Raw genomic sequence first — 374 nt, 5'->3', positions numbered from 1 at the left:
TCATCATTTGCAGCTGAAGCTTCAGTGGTCATCACATCCTCACTTCAGGCTTACAAATTCATTGCTTCAAGCTGGGAAAACACATCGTTTCGAACCATCTTGAGGCGCTGGCGAGACATAAGCCCAAAGTTGTCGTCATTGACCGCCTCACTGAAGGTCTTCCGTTTTTCAATCATTTGCTGAATATCGTGATTGAAAGAACTTCCAGTGCGTTGCTTGAGCGTTGGCACCGCGTAAATGCGTTCAACGTTGTCCTTGAAGATCTTCATCTCTTCGAAGGGTTTGTCATTCTTTGCCGCTAGTCCCGAATACTCATTCTTCCAGATGATAATCTTCTGCTTGGGGAACACCTTGAAGATCTTCTCGACACAGGA

General features: G+C 45.7%; 1 pseudogene. It reads right to left on the bottom strand.

The annotated features are described in order from the left end of the window. Positions 1-50: 50 nt before the first annotated feature. Positions 51-374, bottom strand: a pseudogene (locus tag PsW74_RS28915) (hypothetical protein); the annotation flags it as partial.

This window comes from Pseudovibrio sp. W74 (genome assembly GCF_001623085.1).
Lineage (GTDB): Bacteria > Pseudomonadota > Alphaproteobacteria > Rhizobiales > Stappiaceae > Pseudovibrio.
The sequence above is the reverse complement of the archived record's forward strand: the minus strand, read 5'-3'. Positions and strand labels throughout refer to the sequence as shown.